14 protein-coding genes are annotated in these 18,182 nt (G+C 65.4%); 4 read left to right on the top strand and 10 right to left on the bottom strand.

Annotation, left to right across the window (positions count from 1 at the left end; all coding sequences use genetic code 11):
* Window positions 1–31: 31 nt before the first annotated feature.
* A complete protein-coding gene (atzF, locus tag ABIB80_RS02615) occupies window positions 32–1,837 on the top strand; it encodes an allophanate hydrolase (RefSeq protein ID WP_354200164.1) in 1,806 nt (601 codons plus the stop codon).
* A 111-nt stretch (window positions 1,838–1,948) separates the two neighbouring features.
* On the opposite strand, the gene ABIB80_RS02620 is transcribed toward atzF, so the two are convergent.
* From ABIB80_RS02620 to ugpB, 10 genes are all read right to left on the bottom strand, one after another.
* Window positions 1,949–2,671 carry a GntR family transcriptional regulator gene (locus ABIB80_RS02620; RefSeq protein WP_007597956.1) on the bottom strand — a complete coding sequence of 241 codons (723 nt, stop codon included), beginning with the start codon at window positions 2,669–2,671 and terminating at the stop codon, window positions 1,949–1,951.
* A 4-nt stretch (window positions 2,672–2,675) separates the two neighbouring features.
* Complete coding sequence (gene hpxZ / locus ABIB80_RS02625) at window positions 2,676–3,068, bottom strand: oxalurate catabolism protein HpxZ (RefSeq protein WP_219678985.1); 393 nt, start codon at window positions 3,066–3,068, stop codon at window positions 2,676–2,678.
* Window position 3,069: 1 nt separating this feature from the next.
* Window positions 3,070–4,467, bottom strand: a complete 1,398-nt coding sequence (locus ABIB80_RS02630) for an AtzE family amidohydrolase (protein WP_354127037.1) — start codon at window positions 4,465–4,467, stop codon at window positions 3,070–3,072.
* Window positions 4,468–4,474: 7 nt separating this feature from the next.
* The gene (locus tag ABIB80_RS02635) at window positions 4,475–4,654 is read right to left on the bottom strand and encodes a DUF4089 domain-containing protein (RefSeq protein ID WP_007615797.1); all 180 of its coding nucleotides are present in this window, start codon (window positions 4,652–4,654) and stop codon (window positions 4,475–4,477) included.
* 19 nt (window positions 4,655–4,673) lie between these two features.
* Complete coding sequence (locus ABIB80_RS02640; protein ID WP_354127038.1) at window positions 4,674–6,431, bottom strand: dipeptide ABC transporter ATP-binding protein; 1,758 nt, start codon at window positions 6,429–6,431, stop codon at window positions 4,674–4,676.
* Between the two features lie 103 nt (window positions 6,432–6,534).
* Window positions 6,535–7,434 carry an ABC transporter permease gene (locus ABIB80_RS02645; RefSeq protein ID WP_354127039.1) on the bottom strand — a complete coding sequence of 300 codons (900 nt, stop codon included), beginning with the start codon at window positions 7,432–7,434 and terminating at the stop codon, window positions 6,535–6,537.
* Window positions 7,435–7,443: 9 nt separating this feature from the next.
* Complete coding sequence (locus ABIB80_RS02650; RefSeq protein WP_106941332.1) at window positions 7,444–8,457, bottom strand: ABC transporter permease; 1,014 nt, start codon at window positions 8,455–8,457, stop codon at window positions 7,444–7,446.
* Window positions 8,458–8,696: 239 nt separating this feature from the next.
* A complete protein-coding gene (locus tag ABIB80_RS02655) occupies window positions 8,697–10,319 on the bottom strand; it encodes an ABC transporter substrate-binding protein (RefSeq protein WP_007597970.1) in 1,623 nt (540 codons plus the stop codon).
* Window positions 10,320–10,714: 395 nt separating this feature from the next.
* A complete protein-coding gene (locus ABIB80_RS02660; protein WP_354127040.1) occupies window positions 10,715–11,662 on the bottom strand; it encodes an aminoglycoside phosphotransferase family protein in 948 nt (315 codons plus the stop codon).
* Between the two features lie 190 nt (window positions 11,663–11,852).
* Window positions 11,853–13,193 carry a sn-glycerol-3-phosphate ABC transporter substrate-binding protein UgpB gene (gene ugpB / locus ABIB80_RS02665; protein ID WP_354127110.1) on the bottom strand — a complete coding sequence of 447 codons (1,341 nt, stop codon included), beginning with the start codon at window positions 13,191–13,193 and terminating at the stop codon, window positions 11,853–11,855.
* 185 nt (window positions 13,194–13,378) lie between these two features.
* Here ugpB and ABIB80_RS02670 point away from each other — a divergent pair, with 185 nt between their 5' ends.
* The 3 genes from ABIB80_RS02670 to ABIB80_RS02680 are packed head-to-tail and all read left to right on the top strand — an operon-like array spanning window position 13,379 to window position 18,174.
* The gene (locus ABIB80_RS02670) at window positions 13,379–14,374 is read left to right on the top strand and encodes a TRAP transporter substrate-binding protein (RefSeq protein WP_354127041.1); all 996 of its coding nucleotides are present in this window, start codon (window positions 13,379–13,381) and stop codon (window positions 14,372–14,374) included.
* A 54-nt stretch (window positions 14,375–14,428) separates the two neighbouring features.
* Window positions 14,429–16,459: a sensor histidine kinase gene (locus ABIB80_RS02675; protein ID WP_354127111.1), complete on the top strand. Its 2,031-nt coding sequence runs from the start codon at window positions 14,429–14,431 to the stop codon at window positions 16,457–16,459.
* Window positions 16,429–18,174 carry an ATP-binding response regulator gene (locus ABIB80_RS02680; protein ID WP_354127042.1) on the top strand — a complete coding sequence of 582 codons (1,746 nt, stop codon included), beginning with the start codon at window positions 16,429–16,431 and terminating at the stop codon, window positions 18,172–18,174. The genes ABIB80_RS02675 and ABIB80_RS02680 overlap by 31 nt, the downstream gene beginning before the upstream one ends.
* Window positions 18,175–18,182 lie beyond the last annotated feature (8 nt).

The following is an 18,182-nucleotide window of genomic DNA, read 5'->3' on the forward strand; positions in this document are numbered from 1 at the left end:
TAGCCGGAGTTTTGTCGCCATGAGGGCTGAAATGGGGGCTGAGCAGCCTGAAACGATTGCCGCGATCGTGGCCGCGCACCGCGCGGGCACGCTCACCCCGGCGCAGACGGTCGCGCGCACCTATCAGCGCATCCGCGACCACAACGATCCCGCCGTCTTCATCAGCCTGCGCGACGAAAAGGACGCGATCGCGGAGGCCGAGAAGCTCGCCACCGGGGAGGCCGCCGGCCTGCCGCTCTATGGCGTGCCGGTCGTGGTGAAGGACAATATCGACGCGCTGGGATTTCCGACCACTGCGGCGTGTCCGGCCTTCTCGTACATCCCGACACACGATTCGACGGCGGTGCAGCGGCTGCGCGCCGCCGGCGCGATCATCATCGGCAAGACCAATCTCGACCAGTTCGCGACCGGCCTTGTCGGCGTGCGCTCGCCCTATGGCATCCCCAGAAACGCGATCCGTGAGGACCTCATTCCCGGCGGCTCCAGTTCGGGATCGGCTACCGCCGTCGGCGCCGGGCTGGTGCCGCTGTCGCTCGGCACCGACACCGCCGGCAGCGGGCGCGTGCCGGCGATGCTCAACAACATCGTCGGTCTCAAGCCGAGCCTCGGCATGATCTCGACCGCTGGCCTGGTGCCGGCCTGCCGGACGCTCGACTGTATCTCGGTGTTCGCTTTGACGGTCGACGACGCCGCGCTCGCACTGTCGGTGATGGCGGGTCCCGATCAGGCCGATCCGTTCTCGCGCGACCGGCCGCTCGGCGCGATCACCCCGCTCCCGGCAAACCTGCGCCTCGGCGTGCCGCGCAGCGGACAGCTGATCTTCTTCGGCGACAAGAAGGCGGAAGCGGCTTACGCCGACGCGTTGAAGCGCTGGACCGCGCTTGGCGCAACCCTCGTCGAGTTCGACCTCGAGCCATTCTACGAGACGGCGCGGCTGCTCTACGAAGGACCGTGGGTCGCCGAGCGCTATCTCGTGATCCGCGACCTGCTGGCGTCCGCGCCGGATACGATCCATCCGGTGACACGCGAGATCACTGCTGCCGGCGCGCGGCTGACGGCGGCGGAGACCTTCTCCGCGCTCTATCGCCTGCAGGGCCTGCGCAAGATCGCCGAGCGAACCTTCACCAATATCGACGCGCTGGTGCTGCCGACGGCGCCGACGGCCTATACGACCGCGCAGGTGCTGGCCAATCCGATCGAGCTCAACAGCCGGCTCGGCACCTACACCAATTTTGTGAATCTGCTCGACCTCTGCGGTCTCGCGCTGCCGGCGGCGATGCGCGCCGACGGCATCCCGTTCGGCATCACGCTCCTTGCACCCACGGGTCACGACGCGCTGCTCGCGAGCATCGGACGCGTGTTTCATGCCGATACCAAACTGACGCTTGGCGCAAAGGGTGCGGCGCAAGCAGCGCTGGCGCCGCTTGCCGCAAACGGCATCGACGAGATTCCCATCGCCGTGGTCGGCGCGCATCTGTCCGGCATGGCGTTGAACGGCGAGTTGAAAGCGCTGAACGGCCAGCTGATCGAGGCGACCAGGACCGCGGCGGACTACAAGCTCTACGCATTGAAGACCACGCCGCCGAAGCCGGGCATGCTGCGCGTCGAAACCGGCAAGGGCGCGTCGATCGAGCTGGAGATCTGGATGCTGTCGTCGTCCGCCTTCGGCAAGTTCGTCAACGCGATTCCCGCGCCGATGGCGATTGGCACCGTGCGGCTGGCGGATGGCCGCAGCGTGAAGGGATTTCTCGTCGAGCCCGAGGTGCTGGGCGAGGCGCGAGATATCACGGCTTATGGTGGATGGCGGAAGTTTATGGCGGAAGCCGCTACGGCATAGGTCTCGTAGGGTGGGCAAAGCGAAGCGTGCCCACCATCACCGTCAGCTTGGGTAGATGGTGGGCACGGCGCTTTGCGCCTTTGCCCATCCTACGGCACCGTGCGCGCGGCCCTACACCGACACCGCGTAGATCTCGTACTCCCCGCGCACCAGCTCGATATGCGCGCGCATCGCGGCGGCGGCGCCCTGCTTGTCGCCGCGCATGATGGCGACGACGACGCGGTCGTGCTCGGCTTGCGACTTTGCCAATCGGCCGAGGTTGCGGAACTGGGCGCGACGAAACGGCTGCACGCGCACGCGCGTCGCCAGCGTGATCTCGGCGATGTAGCCGTTCTGCGATCCCGCATAGATCGCGTTGTGGAAGCGCTCGTTGACCTCGTGGAAGCGCTCGGGATTGCCGGCGTAGCTCAACACCCGCAGCTCTTCGTGGATGGCTTCCAGACCGTGACGCTCAGTGGCCGACATGCGTTCGGCGGCAAGACCCGCGCACAGCGCTTCCAGCTCCGCCATCGCCTCGAACATGCCCGTCAGCCGTTCGAACGAAGGCTGTGCCACCACCGCGCCGCGATGGGCGCGTGCTTCGACGAGGCCGCTTGCCACGAGCTGGCGCAGCGCTTCCCGCACCGGTGTGCGCGAGACGCTGAAGCGGCGCGCGATGTCGGTCTCGTCAAGCGGCGCGCCGGGCGGCAGAGCTCCGCGCACGATCTCGTCGGCGAGCTGCAGGCGCAGCTCCTCGGCGCGCGTGATTTTGTGCGCTGATGGTGACGCCCGGTCGACACGCGGCACCGCCGGATCGGCCGGCAGCGCTCCGGGCGGAAGATCGTCAAGCGTCATACGGTCAGGTCTCTTTCGACTCGTCGATGATGCTGACATGGGCGGCGACGACGCGCCAGCCCTCCGGGAATTTTACCCAGGTCTGCATCTGCCGGCCGACCTTGCCCGGCATCGTGTCGCGATAGAACAGGGTGGAGGCGACCGCCGTGTCGCGGCCATAGCTGGTGATCATGGTTTTCGCGGTGCGGCGATTGAGGCCGACCGGCGAGCGCCCGGCGCGGAATCCGGAGATCGCCTCATAGCCGTAGAGATTCTCGCCGATGCCATAACGCAGCGTGCGGGGATCGTTGCGGAAGAGCTCGCCGAGCACCGCGACGTCGTTGGTGATCAACGCCTGCTCATAGCGATCGAACGCGGCTTTGACGTCCGCGATCACGTCGGGGAGATCGATCTCCATCTCAAAATCCTTTTGCGCTGGGCGCGGCGGCGACGCCCATCTTCTCCAACGCGTATGCGACGCGCAGCGCGATGTCCTCGCGCCATGGCGCGGCGATGATCTGCACGCCGATCGGCAGCGGTTCGAGCGGCACCGGCACGGCAACCACAGGCAGGCCGATGAAGGAGATCGGCTGGGTGTGGATGCCGATATTGGCGCGCACCGGCAGCTCGACGCCGCCAAGATTGAAATTGATCTGGCCGAGTTTCGGCGCGGTGCACGGCGTCGCCGGTGCGATCAGCACGTCGACCGACTTGAATATCTCGGCGAGTTGCGTTCGATACCAGCGGCGGAATTTTTGCGCGCGGTCGACCAGCGGCGCCGGCACCATAGCGCCCGCGATCAGCCGGTCGCGCACGGCGGGATCGAAATCGTTCGGCCGCTTGCGGAGCCGGTCGAGATGCAGCGAGGCGCCTTCCGTGGTGGTGATGACATAGGCCGCCGCGCGGGCGCGCGCGGCTTCCGGCACGTCCACCACGCGCGTTGCGCCCAGCGCCTTGGCGACGCGGCTGACGGCTTCGACGGCTTCCGGAAACAGATTCTGCTGGAAGTACCCGCCGGCGATTGCGATGCGCAGGTCCGAAACCGGATTGGCGAGCAGCGGCAGCGTCGGCTCCAGACCACGTGTGGTGGTGCAGGCGGCGTCGTCCGCATCCGGCCCCTGCATCGCGTCGTAGGCGAGCGCGAGATCGGTGGCGGAGCGCGCGAACGGGCCGAGATGATCGAGGCTCGCGACGAACGGGAAGGAGCGCGCACGCGAGAGCCGGCCATAGGTGGGCTTCAGGCCGAAGATGCCGCAGAACGAGGACGGCACGCGGATCGAACCGTTGGTGTCGGAGCCGAGCGCGATCGGCACCAGCGCGCCGCCGACGGCGCTGCCGGATCCGCCGGAGGAGCCGCCGCTCATCCGCGTGGTATCATGCGGATTGCGCGAGGGACCGTCATGGACGTTCTCGCCGGTGAAGTCATAGGCGTATTCGCCCATGTTGAGCGCACCGACCAGCACGGCGCCAGCCGCTTCCATACGCTCGATCAGCGTGGCATCGCGCGTCGCGGGCGCGCGGTCTCGGTTGATCTTCGAGCCGGCGCGGGTGGCGAGGCCTGCGACGTCGAATAAATTCTTCACCGCGAAGGGCACGCCGGTGAGCGGGCCGACGGTCTTGCCGGCGGCGATGTCGGCATCGATCGCGCGCGCTTTGGCGCGGGCGCGATCGGCGGTGATGTCGGTGAAGGCGTTGAGGATGGTGTCGTGCTGCTTGATACGCGCAAGCGCTGCTTCGGTCGCATCGAGCGCCGACATCTTGCGGCCCGCAACCGCGCTCGCGATCTCGGAGGCCGTCATCTCTGGCTTGGTCGTCATGGCGGCGTCAGACCGTGAAGACGGGCGCCGGCTCGGTCTCGTCCGGCAGCGCGAATTCGTCGACGAGGCGGCCGAGCCGTAGCGAGACCTCGAGATTGGCGCGAATGGACGACCTCCATGCTTCCTCGACAGGCAACGCCAACGCTTTCGTAACAGCGTCGATATAATCGTCCAGCGGTTCGGCCATCACGCTCCCAAACAAGCTCTCAGTGTGCGCCCAGTGTCTGCAGCGGCGGATGCGGGATCGCCGTCAGCAGCTCCTTGGTGTAATCGTCCTGCGGATCGCTCAAGACCCTCTCGGAAGATCCTTCCTCGACGATTCGACCCGACCGCATGACAATGACACGATCGCACAACAAGCGCACTACGTTCAAATCATGCGAGACGAACAGATAACTCATACCTAGCCGCGCCTTGAGGTCCTGGAGCAGATTAAGGACCACCGCCTGGACCGAGACGTCGAGCGCGGCGGTCGGCTCGTCCAGGATGACGAGTTTCGGGTGCAGGGCAATGGCGCGGGCGATGCCGACGCGGGCCTTCTGGCCGCCCGACAATTGGTGCGGGAAGCGATCCAGCAGATTGTGCGGCAGGCCCACCATGGTGGCGAGCTCCTCACAGCGGGCGCGGAGCGCGTCCCGCCCCCTGATGTCGCCAAGCTGCATGATGGGATCGGCGATGGCACGCACGGCGGTGAAGCGCGGGTTGAGGCTGTCGGTCGGATCCTGGAACACCATCTGGATGCGGCTGCGCTGCGGCAGCCGGGCAAAGCCGGCGGGCGCGATGGCGCCGATATCCTCGCCGTCGAACTGGATCAGGCCCGAGGTCTGGTCCAGCAGCCGCATCACCATCATCGACGTGGTCGATTTGCCGCAGCCGGACTCGCCGACCAGGCCGACGCTCTCGCCATGGCCGACCGTGAAGCTGATGCCGTCGACCGCGCGGAACACATCCGGCTCGACCGGCGGCTTGCGGCCGAACAATTTTCCGAGCGTGGCGGTCGCGCCCTGGCGGGGATATTCCTTGACCAGCTTGTCGATGAGGAGAAGAGGCGTCTTCTCCCTCTCCCCGTCCTTCACGGGGAGAGGGTTGGGGTGAGGGGCTGCTTCCGCGGGCACGGTGCTGGGAGAGGCAAGAGTCTCCTCCTCCGGCAACAGATCCCGCAGGCTCACGCCGAGCCGCGGCGTCGCGCGCATCAGCTTCTTCGTATAGGGGTGCTGCGGGTTGGCGAAGATGTCGGCGGCCTTTGCGGTCTCGACCACCCGGCCCTTTTCCATCACCACGACGCGGTCGCAATAGGCTGCGGCGAGGCCGAGATCATGCGTGATCAGGATGGTGGACATCGCCTTGCGCTTGGTCAGCTCGACGATCAGATCCATCACCGCCTTCTGCGTGGTGACGTCCAATCCAGTCGTCGGCTCGTCCGCAATCAGCAGCTGCGGATTGCAGGCAAGCGCGAGCGCGATGACGACGCGCTGGCACATGCCGCCGGACAATTCGAACGGATACGCGTGATAGCGCTCGCGCGGGCGGGCGATCTTGACCTGCTCCAGCGCCTCGATCGCCTTTTCGCCGCGATCGGAAACCATGGCCTGCTGGACATGGGTGCGCAGCACGTCTTCGATCTGGTCGCCGACCTTCCGGATCGGGTTGAGCGCGGCGCGCGGGTTCTGGAAGATCATCGAGACTTCGCGACCGCGCAAATCACGCATCTGGTCTTCGGTCGCGGCCTTCACGTCGATGCCCGAGAACATCACCGAGCCCTCGGCGATCCGCCCTGCACGATCGAGAATGCGCATCACGGCATAGGAGGTCACCGATTTGCCGGAGCCGGACTCGCCGACGATCGCCAGCGTCTCGCCCTTGGCGACGGAGATGTTGACGTGCTGGACGGCTTTGACGATGCCGCGGCGGGTGGTGAATTCGACCGTGAGGTCCTGGACGTCGAGCAGCGGCTGGGCGGTCATGGGTGCCTCCCAAACAAAAACGTCGAAAACAACCCCATGCACAGTAGAACGGGATTGAAATCATTGGAGAATTTTGAGCGAAAATTTGCGCGGAATCCAGCCATCACGTCCTCCGCTGGGGGTCGACGATGTCGCGCAGGCCGTCGCCGAGGAGGTTGAAGCAGAACACGGCGATCATCAGAGCGAGGCCCGGGAATAGCGCGATCCACCATTCGCCTGACACCATGAAGCCGGCACCTTCGGCGACCATGATGCCCCATTCCGCCGTCGGCGGACGGACGCCGAGGCCGATGAACGAGAGACCGGCGGCATTGAGGATGGCATAGCCCATGGTCAGCGACATCTGCACGATCATGATCGGCATGATGTTTGGCAGGATATGCACGAGGAGAATGCGGAATTCGCCGTTGCCGGACAAACGCGCGGCCTGCACGAAGCCGGCGTTGCGGCGGACATTGGCTTCGGCGCGCGCGACGCGGGCATAGAGTGGGAAGTTCACGATGGCGGTGGCCAGGATGATGTTCTGCACGGTGTTGCCGAGCGCGGCGACGATGCCCATGGCGAGCACGAACAGCGGGAACGCCATGATGGTGTCGGCGATGCGACCGACGATGCGATCGGTCCAGCCGCCGAAATAGCCGGCCGCGATGCCGGCGAGCCCGCCCATCAGGAACACCAGGACGACCGAGGCGACCGCGATGAACGTATCGAGCCGCGTCGCCACCACGACGCGACTGAAGATATCGCGGCCCAACTGGTCGGTGCCGAACCAGTGCGCGGCCGAGGGTGGCTTCAGCGACGCCGCGGTGTCGGACGCCAGCGGGTCATACGGCACCACATAGGGACCGAAGATCGCGGCAAGGAGGATCACGATCAGCAGTGCGAAGGCAAAACCGGTGACCTTGTTCTCGCCGAGCACGTAGCGGGTCTGGTCGAGGAGCGCGACGAATCCCGAGGTCCGCGCGGGACCGACAGGTTCAACAGCAGGCGCAACGGTGCTCATTGTGTCCCCCTACCCTTCCAAGCGCACGCGCGGATCGATCACCCCATAAAGAATGTCGATCACGAGATTGAGCAGCACGTACATGACCGCCATGGTCAGTACGAAACCCTGCACCGGCGCGAAGTCCGACGAGATCAGCGCTTCGACCGCATAGGAGCCGATGCCGGGCCAGGCGAACACTTTCTCGACCAGCACGTTGGCGCCCAGCAAGAAGGAGAACACCATGCTCAGCGTGGTGATGACGGGGAGCATCGCGTTGCGGAAGGCGTAGGTGACGATGACGGTCGCCGGCGACAGGCCGCTGGCGCGCGCGGTGCGCACGAACTCCGACGACAGCACCGCCAGCATCGAGGCGCGCGTCATGCGCGCGATCGGCGCCAGCGAGAAGATCGCAAGCGTCGTCGCCGGCAGGATGAGCTGGCTGCATGCGGAACGGAACGCCTCGAAGTCGCGCGCGATCAGGGTGTCGATCAGATAGAAGCCTGTGACCGTCGGCGGCGCGCTGTAGAACACATCGAGCCGGCCGAGCGGCGCGGGCGACCAGCCGAGCCGGAAATAGAAGACATAGACCAGCACGAGACCGGTGAAGAATACCGGCAGCGAGACGCCGGCCGTCGTCGTGATGCGACAGAGATGATCGACCCACGATCCCGGCCGCGTCGCCGCCAGCACGCCGAGAGGGATGGCGATCACGATCGAGACGATGAGGCCGAGCAGCGTCAACTCGGCGGAGGCCGGCAGGCGGTTGCGGATCTCGGCCGCGACCGGCTGGCCGGTCGTGAGCGAGTTGCCGAAATCGCCATGGGCGAGATCGTTGGTGTAGCGGAAGAACTGTTCGATCAGCGGCTTGTCGAGGCCGAGCTTCTTGCGGATCTGCTCGACGGCTTCCTTCGTCGCGGCGGGGCCGGCGAAATACGCGGCGGGATCACCGGGCAGCGCGCGGGTCAGCAGGAAGGTGACGATGACGACCCCGATCAACGAGGGAATCGCGAACATCAGGCGCTTGCCGATCATGGTCAGCATGGGGTGCTCCTCCTGGGCTGCGCTGGTGAGCACGCTCGCGCGGCTCGCTCCACTGCGTTCCCTCCCCCCTTGTGGGGGAGGGCTAGGGAGGGGGGTGGCTCCGCGAGAGGTCTGAGGTTGTGGCTACCCCTCTCCCCAACCTCGAGAGCGAGCTTCGCTCGCCTCGGACCCCACAAGGGGGGAGGGAGCCCGAAGAGCGTGCTCACCTCACTCTGAAGGACAGCGCCCGCCATCCGCCCTCACCCCTTCGCCATCGCGCGATAATCCAGCCTCCGGTGGAACCAGTATTGGTAGCCGCTGATGTTCTTCTGCATCGCGACGTTGACGAAGGGCTGGTACAGCGGGATGCGCGGGATGTCGCTGTAGGCGAGGTCGACAAAGCCCTTCACGTCGGTGTCGTAGGTCGCGGTGTCGCCTGTGGCGGCAGCATTGCGTGCGCCGTCGATCAGCTTGTCCATCTCCGCCGACTTGTAGCTCATGGTGTTGAAGACGGAATTATTGCCGTGATAGCACCAGTAGAAGAAGTATTCGGGGTAATCGAGCCAGCCCGAGAACACGTTGGTGAAGAGCGGCATCTCCTTCTTGTTCAACTCGGTGCGCCAATTGGCGCCGGGCACCTTGTTGATGGTGGTCTTGATGCCGATCTGGGCCAGGCTCTCCTGCACGAGCACACAGAGCGGCTCGTTGACGCCCGCGAAGTTGAGGTCGAACGAGATCGTGGTCTCGAAGCCGTTGGGATAACCGGCCTCGGCCAGCAGCGCCTTCGCCTTGTCCATGTCGGTGTTGTATTTGTGCGGCTGCGGCCAGGCGACTTCGGTCGGCTTGTCCTTCGGCGCGCCGAACATCGGGTTCGCCAGCCCGAACATCACCGCGTCCATGATCTTCTGATAGGGAATCGCGTAGGCGACCGCCTGACGCACCTTGGGATTGTCGAACGGCGGCTTGGTCACGTTCATGCCGATATACTGGATGCCGTTGGAGAACGGCAGCGACACCACGTTGAGCTTGCCGCTCGCCTTCATCTCCTGAAAGTCCTTGAACGGCAGCTCATAGGAGATGTCGGCGTCGCCGCGCTCCAGCAGCGCGCGGCGATTGCCGGCCTGCGGCACCATGCGCCAGATCACGCGCTTGATCTTCGGCAGGGGGCCACCGACCCAGTCGTCGTTGCGCTCCATCACCACTTCGGTGCCGGCGGTCCACTTCGTCACCTTGTAGGCGCCCGAGCCCGCGGTCTGCTGCTTGGTGAATTCGAGACCCCAGGGATCCTTCTCGCTGGCGTTCTTCTTCACCAGTTCGGAATTGATGATGCAGGGCACGATCACCGCGAGATCGGGGATCGTCAGCTTGTCCTTCTTCAGGAAGTCGACACGCACCGTGTAGTCGTCGATCACGACGAACTGCTCAGGCTTGGTCAGCGAGCCCGCGCTCATCTGGAAGGTGGGGAAGCCGCCGACGCTGACGGCGCGGTCGAGCGACCACTTCACGTCCTTGGCGGTGACAGGCGCGCCGTCGTGGAATTTGGCGTTCTTCTTCAGCTTGAAGGTGACCGACATGTCGTCGATCTTGAAGTCCTCGGCGAGCTCGCCCTTGAACTTGTCGCGGTCGTAATAGGGCACGCCGCCGGGGCCGGTCTTCATCTCGTGGCTGAGCAGGCGATCGTAACAATTCCAGGACACCTCGTAGCCGGGCACGTTGGTGCCGACGCCGTGGATGTCGAGATTGTTGGGGCCGCCTTCCGAGACGATCAGCAGCGTCTCCGAGCGCGCATCGGCTTTGGCCGACGAGATCACGGACGGCATGGCCGGAAGCGCCGCGCCTGCGGCCAATCCGGAAACGGACTTGAGGAAATCGCGGCGCTTCATGAAATGGCTCCAACACAAAGTTTTCTGGTTGGAACTGGATTCGCAAGGTTCGTGCCAAGGCTTAAGGAGCGTTTAAACCAGCATAAGCCACTGATATATCTACATGAAACAGCCATTGACCGGACCGTCGATCAAGGGCCAATCATTTGGGGCGTTGCATACAAAGATGCGCATTTGCTCATAAAATAAGCTGAATTGAGCTTCGCTTGTTTGGCGGGCGGCTTATTGAACCGCCGTCGTCCTGGCGAAAGCCAGGACCCATTACCCCAGGGAGAAGTTGCGGCGCGAAGCTGGCAACCACGAGTCTTCGCAAACCCCCGCCCTGGGGTAAGGGGTCCTGGATCAGCGCTGCGCTTGTCCAGGACGACAGCGTTGATGAGGTCGGCAGCGGTGAATTACTCTGCCCAGATCAGCTCCTGCAGCTCGACCAGATCGTTCGCCTTGTCCTGCCAGCCCTCGATGCAGATGTGGCTGTTGAGGTCGCTGGCGCGATGCAGCAGCATCAGCGCCATCAGGCGGCGCTTGAGCGCGAAGTCGGGCTTGGCGTAGCCAAAGCCTTCGAGCAGGCTGCGCACCCTCCCCGGCCGGCCCGCTGCCATGAAGGCGCTGGGGCCGAGCAGATCGTAGTCGCGCCATCCCGCCAGCACGTCGCCGAAGTCGAACAGTCCGGCGAGCGACCATTGATCGTCATGACAGGCGAGCAGAAAATTCTCCGGAATGTATTCGCCGATCAGGATCACCGGCGGCGCATCCGTCGGAATCAGTTTTGCCGCATCACGCAGGAGATCGTCGAGGCCGGCGAGGAATTTCGGCGCAAGACCGAGACGCGTGTGGCGCGCCTCGCAGCCCTGCATCTGGGCGCGCATGAAGTCGTCCCAGCGCGGCTGGATCTGCGCGAGCGGACCGAGCGGCGCGCGCTGCACGGACGCGATGGTCTCGCCGATCTGGCGCAGCACGCGCTCCTTCTGCGCTTCCGGCAACGACGGCCAGACCTCCGAGCCGAGCGTGCCGGCAAGGCGCGTGATGACGAGATAAGGCCAGCCATCGCGCTCGCCTTCCGCGACGATCTCGGGGATCGGCAGGTCAAGGCGGCGGGCAAGCTGGGCCAGCGAGCCGCGCTCGGAGACGAATTGCGCGCGGAGCAGCGGCGGGAAGATTTTGAGGATCAAGCGATCGCCGAGCCCGACCACGAGATTGGTGCCGGTGGTAAACACGTGCGGCGCGCTGACATCGAGATCGTGGCTGCGGGCGATGTCGAGCGCGATCGGCAGCCATCGCGGAGGGTCGGCGCGAAACGCGCGAAAGCTCTCGGCGTCGGCGAAGTGGGGGAGTAACATCGACATCGTAACCTAATACATTTCAAGAGTAGTTTCCCCGCGGCCCATCCTTCGAGACGCCCGCTTTGGCGGGCTCCTCAGGATGAGGACGGAGTGCGCGACAACAATTTTGGCGGGCAGCGAAGCCGCTTAGCCTCATCCTGAGGAGACCGCGCCAGCGGGCGTCTCGAAGGACGAGGCGTGCGCTCAGCGCCCGCTACCGATCCGGGCTGGCGCGTTCGAACTGGCGCAGGATTTTGTTGCCGCGTTCGACCGCGGCATCGAGCGCGGCTTGCGCGCTCTTGCGGCCGGCAAAGGCCTGCTCCAGCTCGTCCTCGATCGCGCCGCGGATCAGCACGAAGGAGCCGAGCCGGATCCCTTTCGAATTCTCCGTCGGAGGATGCAGCGTGATCTCCTCGAACGAGATCGCCGAGCCGGGATTGCGCTCGTAAAAACCTTGCGCGCGCGTCAGCTCGAAGGCCGCGCGCGTCACAGGCAGATAGCCGGTGTTCTGGTGCCAGGCGGCCTGCACGCCGGGCTGCGACAGATAGGCGAAGAATCGCGCCACGCCCTTGTATTCCTCGCGGGGGCGGTCGCGCAGCACCCACAACGTGGCGCCGCCGATGATCGAGTTTTGCGGCGCGCCCTTCACGTCGGGCCAATACGGCATCAGGCCGTAGCCGATCTCGAACTTCGAATTCGCCTTGATGTCGGCGCGCGTCGCCGAGGAGCCGATGAAGATGCCGCATTCGCCGTTCTGGAAGCGCGGCTCGGCCGACTGGCCGCGGCCGCTGTAGTCGAACACTTTGGTCTTCTGCCACTCGCTGAGCTCGGAGACGTGACGCACCAGAGACGGATTGTTGATGGTCAACTCGGCATCGAGCGCGGCGAAGCCGTTGGTCCGCGTCGCCAGCGGCAGATTGTGGAAGGCGGAGAAATTCTCGACATGGATCCAGGACGGCCAGGACGTGGTGAAGCCGCACGCCGCGCCGCGATCGCGCAGGCGTTTCGCAGCAGCACCAAGCTCCGGCCAGGTCTTCGGCGGCGTCTCCGGATCTAGCCCTGCGTCGCGGAACATGGTCTTGTTGTAATAGAGGATCGGCGTCGACGAATTGAACGGGAACGACAAGAGATTGCCTGCGGCATCGGTGTAGTAGCCGGAGACGGCGGGAAGGTAGTCATTGAGCGAGAACGGCTCGTTCATGTCCCGCATCAGGCTGAACACGGGATAGATCGCGCCCTTGGCCGCCGTCATGGTGGCGGTGGCGACCTCGTTGACCTGGACGATCGCGGGCTGGCTGCGCGATCGGAAGGCGAAGATCGCGGCCGTCACCGTCTCGGTGTAATTGCCCTTGTAGGTCGGCACCACGCGATAATCCGGCTGCGAGGCGTTGAAGTCGGAGGCGAGCTTCTCGAGCTGCCGGCCGAGCTCGCCGGACATGGCGTGCCACCACGCGATGTCGGTCGCGGCACGCACCGGCGCGGCCAATGAGAGGACCGCAAAGGCGGCGACGACCTGCAAAAGGCGCGATGCTGAAGTCACGATGGCTCTTTCCATGCCGCACGACGAAAGCGGCTGTCCCTGCTTAAGGCGCGGCATTTGCGGTTTCAACCGGGAATGAGCCCCGGCCGCGCCGCACAATCACGCCGCTGCGCCGGGCGGGATGGCCTTCCCACGACCATCTGCTAGATTGCATTGAACCTTTTCCTCCCGCCATAGACTCCACCACTGAGGGGTTGAGTGTGCCAGTGTTGAACCGTGCCGAACGCTCGCGGACCGGGGTGGTTTTCGTCGCGCTTCTGATCGCCATCTGCGCGACGGGAGCCGCTGCGCGCGAATTCCGCGCGGCCGACACCCAGACCGAGGATTATCCGACCGTGCAGGCGCTGCGCTACATGGGCGCCCTGATCGCCGAGCGCAGCGGCGGCCGGCACGAGGTCAAGGTGTTTCACTCCCGCCAACTCGGCGAGGAGAAGGAGACCATCGAGCAGACCCGGGTCGGTGCGATCGACCTCAACCGGACCAATGTGGCGCTGATCGGCAATTTCGTCCCGGCGATGAACGTGCTGGCGATGCCGTTCCTGTTCCGGTCCATCGAGCACATGCAGAAGGTGCTGGACGGGCCGATCGGCAGCGAGATCCTCGGCAGCTTCGAGCCATATGGCTTCGTTGGCCTCGCCTTCTATGATTCCGGCGCGCGGTCGATCTACAACGGCGTCCGGCCTGTGCGGGGTGTCGCGGACCTCAAGGGATTGCGGATCCGGGTGCAGCAGTCGGAGTTGATGAGCCAGATGATCCGCGCGCTCGGCGCGGAGCCGGTCGAGATGCCCTATGGGCAGGTGCTCGCCGGACTTGCCAACCATTTGATCGACGGCGCCGAGAACAACTGGCCCTCCTACGTGACGACGGACCATTACAAGCATGCCGGCTACCTCGCGCTCACCGAGCACACGATGAGCCCCGAAGTGCTGGTGATCTCGCTGAAGGCCTGGAAGAGCCTGTCGGCCGACGACCAGACCATCTTCAGGGAAGCCGCGCAGCGGTCGAGCCGCTTCATGCGCGAGAAATGGCGCGACCTCGAGGAGCAGTCGCAGCGCAAGGCGGAAGCAGCGGGCGTCACCATCGTCAGGGATATCGACCGCAAGCCGTTCGAGGACGCGATGGTCGCGATCTACGCCAAGGCCGGGCAGGATCCGGTCGCGGCCGCGCTGATCGAACGCATTCGCAAGGTGGAGTGAGGCCACTTGCCCGGGCTTGGACACAGCGAGCATGCAGACAGGTCGCCCGGCCCGATGGGGCGGCTGCGCGCGCGGCTGGTCGGCGTGCTCCGGGCGGTGCCGATCCGCTGGCGCATCCTGTCGATCGCGGCGCTGAACTCCGCCGTGGTCATCGTGCTGGTCGGGCTGATCTGGAACGGCTCGCAGGTGCTCGGCTCGGCCTGGGACGACGTGCGCCAGGTGCGCGAGTCCGACCGGATCCTGGCGCTGCTCGAAAGCGAGACGGGACGGCTGCACAATCTGATCCACCGCTACATCAACCAGCCGAGCCCCGATCTGTTCGCCGAGATCCTGCTGCTGCGCGAGGCGGTGCTGGGGACACTGAGCAACCGAGCCGCCAAGGACCCGATGCTGTCGGGCTCGGTCGAGGAGCTGGAGCGCACCACCGACCGCTTCCTCAACGGCTTCGGCGAGCTGCGCGGCGTGCAGGCGACCATCGCCAGGACCTATGAGGATCAGGTGCAGGGACCGGCCAGAGACATGGCCGGGCTCTACTCCATCATCGAAGGCGCCACCGGCCATCGCGACGCGCTGATCTGGCCTTCGCTGGGCAAGTCGCGCGAGGCCTTCACCGCGATGCTGGTCGCGGCCAATTCCTACTATCTGTCGCTGTCATCGGGTGCGGCCGACGACGCCCGCCGCAACACCGAGACGATCGAGAAGACCATCCCCGTGATGATCGATCTCGCCGACAACGACCTCCAGCGCATGGCGCTGCGACGACTCGCGGCCCGGACCGCCGCGCTGCGCGAAGGCTTTGCAAAGCTCTCCGAGCAGCTCACGAACCGCACCGAGCTGCTGCGCAACACCATCGACGCCAACCAGGCCGAGGCGATCGGCGCCATCGACGATCTCTCCACCAAGATGCGCCAGCGCGAGCAGAAGGCGCAGGAGACGTTCGACCGCACGCTGGCGGACATTTCCCGTCGCGTTCTTTCCATCGCCGTGATCTTCCTCGGCATCATTCTCACCGCCGGCGTGCTGATCGCGCTGTCGATCCGGCTGCCGCTGCAGCAGATCATGGCGGCGATGCGCGCGATCACGCTCGGCGACCTCGGCCGCGAGGTGCAGGGCACGCGCGCGCGCGACGAAGTCGGCGCCATGGCGCGCGCGGTGGAAGTGTTCCGCGAGAACGCGATCGCGAAGCGTCAGACCGAGGACGAGCTGCGCGCGTCCAAGGAGAAGGCCGAAAGCGCGCTACTCGAGCTCAACGCCGCACAGCAGAATCTGATCGATGCCGAGAGGCTCGCCGCCCTCGGCGGCCTCGTCGCCGGCGTCGCGCACGAGGTCAACAACCCGATCGGCATCAGCCTCACCGTTGCGTCGAGTTTTGCCCGGCGCACCGAGATCTTCGAGGCCCAGCTCAAGGGCGAAGGCGGCCTGCGCCGCTCGCAGCTGGAAGAATTCGTGCAGTCCTCACGCGACGCCTCGCAGCAGCTCGTCGCCAATTTGCAGCGCGCCGGCGAACTGATCCAGTCTTTCAAGCAGGTCGCGGTCGACCGCTCCCATGCCGAGCGGCGGCAGTTCTCACTCAGCGAAGCCACCGACCAGATCATCGCGAGCCTGCGGCCGGTGCTGAAGCGGTCGCCGATCACGCTCCATGTCGACATGCCCGAGGGGCTGCTGCTCGATGGCTATCCCGGCTCCTACGGCCAGATCCTGACCAATTTGTTCCTCAATGCCGCCAACCACGCCTTTGCCGACGGCCGCGCCGGCACGATCACGATCTCGGCGCGGCCGCGCGGGGCCGACGACGTCGAGATCATATTCACCGATGACGGGGCCGGCATGACCTCCGACGTGCAGCGCCAGGCCTTTGACCCATTCTTTACCACCAGGCGCAATGAAGGTGGCACGGGACTCGGCCTCCATATCGTCTATAACCTCGTCACCCAGCAGCTCGGCGGTCGCATGATGCTGGAATCCAAGCTGGGACAAGGCACTACATTTCGCATTATCATGCCCCGGGTCGCCAGGGGCGGCGGGCAAAGCACAGAGACTGACGGGACTTCTCAATGGCCGAACAGGACGATGTCCTCCACCTGATCGACGACACCGGTACCGCATCGGAGGATGTTGACGCCCGGAAATGGAAGATCGCCGTCATCGACGACGATCCGGCCGTGCATGACGGCACGCGCTTCGCGCTGTCCGACTACAACCTCAACGGCCAGGGCCTGGAGATCCTCTCCGCCCATTCCGCGGGCGAAGGTCGCAAGCTGATGGCCGCGCACAGCGACATCGCCGCCGTGCTGCTCGACGTCATCATGGAGACTGATGTCGCCGGCCTCGAGCTGGTCGAGTACATCCGCAACGAGCTCAAGAACGAGACCGTCCGCATCATCCTGCGCACCGGACAGCCCGGCCAGGCGCCCGAGCGGCGCGTGATCGTGCAGTACGACATCAACGACTACAAGGCCAAGACCGAGCTCACCGCCGACAAGCTGTTCACATCGCTGACCGCGGCGCTGCGCTCCTACCAGCAGCTCGAGCGCATGCTGCAAACCCGGCGCGGGCTCGAGATCATCATCGACGCGGCTTCCACGCTGTACGACTTCAAGTCGATGCAACGGCTCGCCGAGGGCGTGCTGACCCAGCTCGCCTCGCTGCTCAACGTCGATTGCGCCGGCATCCTGGTCTTGCGCGACAATGGCGGCATCGACCCCGAGCTCTCGGTGCTCGCCGGCAGCGGCTGCTACAGCCGCTTCATCGGCACGACCTCGTCGAAGGCGCTCGACCCCGATCTGCGCGCAATGGTGGAAGCCGCTTTCCAGGGCCGCAAGAACGAATTCGCCGACCACCGCAGCGTGATCTATTTGCGCACCGGAAGCGGACGCGAGGTCGTGGTGCTGCTGCAGGCCGAGCGCGAGCTGTCCGAGACCGACCGCTCGCTGGTCGAGATCTTCTCCAGCCGGCTCTCGATCGCCTTCGACAACGTCATCCTCTACCAGCAGCTCCAGGCCGCCAACACCCAGCTGGAAGACCGCGTCGCCCAGCGCACCCGCGCGCTGATGCAGGCGAACCGCCGCCTCTCGGCGCAATGGCTGCGGCTGCAGCGCGCCAACGGCTTCAAGAACGAAATTCTCGGCACCGTTGCTCACGATCTGAAGAATCCCCTCGGCGTCATCCTCGGCCGCACCGAGATGCTGAAGGAGCTGATCTCGACCGGCGCGTCGTCAAGCGGCGTGGTGGCCCAGGTCGATCACATCCGCGATGCCACCAAGCGCCTGACCACGATGGTCGATCATCTGATCTCGGACGCGATGGCCGATGCCTTCGACATCACCATCCGCCGCGAGCCCGTCGACGTCGCGGCTCTGGTCAAGGAGGTCGCCGAGGCCAACCAGCCGCTCGCCGTCAACAAGCAGCAGGCGATCAGCGTCACCGCGCCCGTCAACATCGTCACCATGTGCGACACCGACCGCATCCGCGAGGCGATCGACAATTTGATCAGCAACGCCATCAAATACTCACCGATCGGCGGCAAGATCGGCGTCATCGTGAGCCATGAAGGCGGCGACACCATCGTCCGCGTCAGCGACGAGGGCGCCGGCCTGTCGCCGGAGGATCTCGGCCGCCTGTTCGGCCGGTTCCAGCGACTGTCGGCAAAACCGACCGCCGGTGAGAGCTCGACCGGGCTTGGGTTGTCCATCGTCAAGCGTATTATCGACATGCACGGCGGCGAGGTGACCGCCGAGAGCGAGGGCCCCGGCAAGGGCTCGACCTTCACCATCACCCTCCCCGCGACCGAAATTCCGTGATCTCAGGA

This window comes from Bradyrhizobium sp. i1.15.2 (assembly GCF_040548425.1).
Lineage (GTDB): Bacteria > Pseudomonadota > Alphaproteobacteria > Rhizobiales > Xanthobacteraceae > Bradyrhizobium > Bradyrhizobium canariense.